This window comes from Halomonas sp. (assembly GCF_041689495.1).
Taxonomy (GTDB): domain Bacteria; phylum Pseudomonadota; class Gammaproteobacteria; order Pseudomonadales; family Halomonadaceae; genus Halomonas.
Map to the genome: position 1 here is coordinate 1 of NZ_JBDNGD010000512.1, position 4506 is coordinate 4506.

The following is a 4506-nucleotide window of genomic DNA, read 5'->3' on the forward strand; positions in this document are numbered from 1 at the left end:
ACGGCGTGTCCGTGCTGTCCGATGCACAGGGCAAGACCCGCATCTTCCAGGGAACCGGCGAGATCCGCGACCAGCTGGGCGATATCGGCCTGACCCATGGCGTACTGACCTGGGCAGACCAATGCGGCGACGAGATGATCGGTGTATCGGGCAAGGCCATCACACCCGATGAGATGCTTGCCTACGGGACACGGATTTCCTTCCGCTGAGGGCCACAGGAATCATGAAGGGGGCTTGATTGCGGCGGAAGTGATCCCGAACGACCAACGACCTGCAGTTACCGCTGGTCGTTCGTGCGTCTACTTCCACTATGCCTGATCGTCCTGCTGCTGGCCGGCCGGGCCGGCGCCCTGATTCGATCCGTTTCGCCTCGGGGAGGACAACTTTAAAAAATATGATTATAAGAAATCAGTTTTAAACTGCTATTCAGTTATATATGACAAGGCGCTAGACTAGGCGTCAATGCTTTCTGACGGAGTCCCCCCTGCCATGTCACTTCGCACCCCCCTGGCGGCCCTGTTCGCCGGCCTGCTGACCTTCTCCGGCCTGTCCCAGGCCGACGAACACACCACCACCCTTGAGGTCGGCTACATGCCGATCCTGCCGGTCGCGCAGCTGTTCGTCATGGAGGGCGAGGGCTGGACCGAGGAGGCGGGTCTGGATCTGGAGCTGACCCGCTTCTCGAGCGGTCCGGCCATGGTCCAGGCGCTGGCCTCCGGCGAGTTGGATATCATGTATTTCGGCATTGGTCCGGCCATGGTCGCGCGTGCCAACGGCGTGCCGATCAAGGTGCTGGCCTCGAGCATCCAGGAGCAGATCGGCCTGGTGGCGCGCGGCGACTTCGCTGCGGCCTTCGAGGACAACGATGCCGCCCAGGCCATCGCCCGCTTCACCGAAGAGCAGGGTCGCAAGCCGAAGATCGCCACCTTCCCCCAGGGCTCGGTGCCGGACACCGTGCTGCGCTACTGGCTGATCGAACAGCTGGGCGTGGGCCTGGAGGCGGTGGAGGTCATCGCCATGGGCGCCGACCGCGTACAGCAAGCGCTGCTGGCCGGTGCGGTGGATGCCGCCTCGATTCTGGAGCCGATCCTGACCACGGTGCAGGAGCGCGATGACAGCGCGCGGGTGGTGGCACGCGCCGACGAGATGCTGCCGGGCCAGCCGGGTGCCGTGCTGGCCACCCGTGAAGCTACCCTCAAGGCGCATCCCGAGGCGATGCGCGAGCTCATGGCACTCCACCTGCGAGCCACCGACATGCTGATCGAGGAGCCCGAGCGCGCGGCGCCGCATGTGCGCGAGTTCGTCGGCCGCCGGCTGATCGACCTGGCCACCGTCGAGACGGCGCTGAGCTCGCCGTCATCCAATTACATCAGCGATCCCCACGCCATCCGCGAAGGCACGCGTCGCATGCACGACTTCCAACTGAGCCAGGGCACACTGCGCAAGGAAGTGGATCTCGACGCCCTGTTCGACACGCGACTCTTCGACGAGGTAAGCGAGGAGCTGTCCGCGCAATGAGCCCGGCAATGACCCGTTCTCGGCGCAGCCTGTTGAGCGCCGCGGGCCTCGTCGCCTTCGTGTTGCTGTGGGAGCTGGCGCTGCGCAGCGGTTTGCTGCCGGGTAGCCTGGTGCCGCTGCCATCCTCGATTCCGCAGGTGTTCTGGTACGAGCTGGCCGACGGCATCTGGCTGGACGTGGTGCGCTCGAGCCTCAGCCACTACAGCGTGGGGCTACTGCTGGGCTCCAGCCTGGGCATCATTGTGGGCATGTCGGCCGCGTTGCTGCCCAGGTTCAACGCCGCGCATGCCTGGCTGGCCCGGTTGCTGCGCCCGATTCCGCCGCTGGCGTGGATCCCCTTCGCCATCATCTGGTTCGGCATCAACCCCTCGGCGGCGGCGTTCATCATCAGCATCGGGGTGTTCTGGATCAACTACTTCGCCAGCTACAGCGCGGTGCACTCACTGGACCCCGGCTATGAGGAAGTGGCTCGCGCCTTCGGGCAGCAGCGTTTTCTGGCCCAGTTGACCAAGGTCAACCTGCCGGCGGCGGCCCCGGGCATCCTCGGCGGCCTGCGCGCCGGCCTCGGCCAGGGCTGGATGACAGTGGTCGCTGCCGAGCTGTTCGGCATTCCCGGCATCGGCCAGCGCATGATGGAGGCCTCGAGCCTGCTGGCCACCGACATCGTGGTGGTCTACATGCTGACCATCGCCGGGCTGTATGCACTGTTCGATTTCCTTTTCATGCTGATTCAACGCCGACTGCTGAGGTGGCAGCCGTGACGGCACCCGTGACACCTGCCGGGGCGCCCCCCTCTACCGTGACGTCCGTCAGTCCGGCACTCAACGCCCGGGACATCAGCCTCGGCTTCGGCGACACCACCGTGCTGGCCGGGGTCGAGCTGGCGCTATATTCCCGCGAGTTCGTGGCGGTAGTGGGTGCCTCGGGAGTCGGCAAGTCGACCCTGCTTCGAGCGCTCACTGGCCTGCTCGCCCCGCAGTCCGGCGAGGTGGACATCCCCGACGGCAAGGACGACGGCACCCGCGCCTGGTCGATGGTCTTCCAGGCCCCGCGACTGTTCCCGTGGCGACGAGTACGCGCCAATGTGGAACTGGGACTCGAAGGCCTTGGGCTGTCGCGTGCCGAGCGACGCGAGCGGGCCATGCAGCCGCTGATGCTGGTCGGCCTGGATGCCTACGCCGAGCGCTGGCCACATACGCTGTCGGGCGGCCAGCAGCAGCGGGTCGGCATCGCGCGGGCACTGGCCGTGCGGCCCAGGGTACTGTTCATGGACGAGCCCTTCTCGTCGCTGGATGCCATCACCCGCCGACGGCTGCAACAGGAACTGATCGCCCTGCGCCGACGCACCGAGGCCGCCATCGTCTTCGTCACCCACGACATCGAGGAAGCGGTACTGCTCGCCGACCGGGTGATGGTACTGGGCAACCAGGAGGCGGATCAGCCCGCGCGGGTCGTCGAGACCCTGGGCATCAACCTGCCGCTCGACGAGCGTCGCGACCTCCCGGACTTCGCTCCGCTGGTGCGGCGCGTCGAAGCGATCATCGGCAACCAATGACCACGGCATCACTCCCGGAGATCACCATGACACCCCTTCGCGTGCTGCTTCACGCGCCCACGGCCGAGGCCCTGGCTCGTGCCCGGCGTAACGCCGCCAACCTGCACATCGCCCGACCCGATGCCGAGGTACTGATCATCGCCAATGCCGGCGCCGTGGCCACCGCCCTGGCCACCCCTGACGCGACCGACCCGCTGCTGCGGCTGTGCCGCAATTCGCTGGCGGCCCAGGGGCTCGACAATACCCGCGAGTTAGTCGAGGTCGAGGCGGCAGTGGTCACCCTGGCCGAGCTGCAGGCCGAAGGCTGGACCTATATCCGCGCTTGAGGTGGCGGGGCCGTGGATTTTTCCGTCCCCTTAAGCGGACGTTAAGTTGCCGCCACCAGAGTATCGGGGAAACGTCATGGAGACGCCCCGATGCAAAGCCCCGACATCCTGCCTTCCCCTGCGCCGTGCCGGCCAGCACCGGTGGACCTGTACCGGCCGCCGCTTGCCTGGCGCGAGGCCCTCCACTGGCTCGATCGACGCCGCCTGGAGCAGCTCGTCCGCCGATGCTTCGCCGCCGAGCACGGCGCCCGCATCGGCCACTTCCTGCCGCGTCTGTTCGGGCTCTGGCAGGCCGACCGGCCCCTTGCGGCGGTGGGCATGCGCGCCGCCGCAAGGGGTCCGCTGTTCCAGGAGCACTACCTGGACGCCAGCGCCGAGACCTTTCTCTCCCGCCGTCTCGGCCAGGCGACATCCCGCGACGAGATCGCCGAGATCGGCAACCTGGTGAGCCAGCGGCCGGGCCTGCAACGTTCGCTCTACCTCCACCTGGTAGAACAGCTGGCAGCGGAGGGCATCGCCTGGCTGCTGTTCACCGCCACGCCCGAGGTCCACAACGGCATCCGACGGCTGGGTGTCGACCTCCACCCGCTGATGCCCGCCGACCCGGCCCGCCTGGGGGCCGGCCAGGCCGAGTGGGGGCGCTACTACGACCGCCACCCCTGGGTGATGGCCGGCGACCTGCGCCGGGCTCATCGGGACCTCATCGACCGTGGCCTGCTGCCCCTGGCTCGCCCTGCGGAGGTGACCGATGCCAGGCTCGCCTGAGGCCTTCCTTGCGCGGCTGGCCCGCCACGCCGCCGAGCACCCCGACCGACCAGCCATGGACGACGGCCACCGCCAGCTCCGCTACGGCGAGCTGGCCACCGCACTGGATGACCGCTGTCGGCGCCTCGCCCGGAACGATGTGCGCCGGGTGGCGCTGGCGCTGGATAACGGCCTGGAATGGGCCCTTTGGGACCTGGCCCTGTTGCGGGAAGCGCGGGTCTCGGTGCCGGTGCCGACCTTCTTCAGCGACGTCCAGCGTCGCCACCTGGTGGCGAGCGCCGGCCTGGACGCCTGGATCGGCCCCGGCGCCGAGACGCTCGGCTTCTCCGCCACGCAGGACCC

At 67.9% G+C, this 4506-nt stretch carries 6 protein-coding genes and 1 pseudogene; all 7 read left to right on the forward strand.

The window, feature by feature from the left end; all coding sequences use genetic code 11:
* Nucleotides 1-209, forward strand: a pseudogene (locus tag ACESMD_RS15220) (hypothetical protein); the annotation flags it as partial.
* Between the two features lie 280 nt (nucleotides 210-489).
* The gene (locus tag ACESMD_RS15225; RefSeq protein ID WP_372614630.1) at nucleotides 490-1518 is read left to right on the forward strand and encodes an ABC transporter substrate-binding protein; all 1029 of its coding nucleotides are present in this window, start codon (nucleotides 490-492) and stop codon (nucleotides 1516-1518) included.
* Nucleotides 1519-1526: 8 nt separating this feature from the next.
* Nucleotides 1527-2279 carry an ABC transporter permease gene (locus ACESMD_RS15230; protein ID WP_372614632.1) on the forward strand — a complete coding sequence of 251 codons (753 nt, stop codon included), beginning with the start codon at nucleotides 1527-1529 and terminating at the stop codon, nucleotides 2277-2279.
* On the forward strand, nucleotides 2276-3073 hold the full coding sequence (locus tag ACESMD_RS15235) for an ABC transporter ATP-binding protein (protein WP_372614634.1): 798 nt from the start codon (nucleotides 2276-2278) through the stop codon (nucleotides 3071-3073). Before ACESMD_RS15230 ends, ACESMD_RS15235 begins: the two co-directional genes overlap by 4 nt.
* A 26-nt stretch (nucleotides 3074-3099) precedes the next feature.
* Nucleotides 3100-3399, forward strand: coding sequence for a hypothetical protein (locus ACESMD_RS15240; RefSeq protein WP_372614636.1), 300 nt, complete (start codon nucleotides 3100-3102; stop codon nucleotides 3397-3399).
* A 90-nt stretch (nucleotides 3400-3489) separates the two neighbouring features.
* Complete coding sequence (locus tag ACESMD_RS15245) at nucleotides 3490-4164, forward strand: thermostable hemolysin (protein WP_372614638.1); 675 nt, start codon at nucleotides 3490-3492, stop codon at nucleotides 4162-4164.
* Nucleotides 4148-4506, forward strand: a 359-nt coding sequence (locus ACESMD_RS15250) for an AMP-binding protein (protein ID WP_372614640.1), incomplete at its 3' end; no start/stop codon positions are given. The genes ACESMD_RS15245 and ACESMD_RS15250, both read left to right, overlap by 17 nt.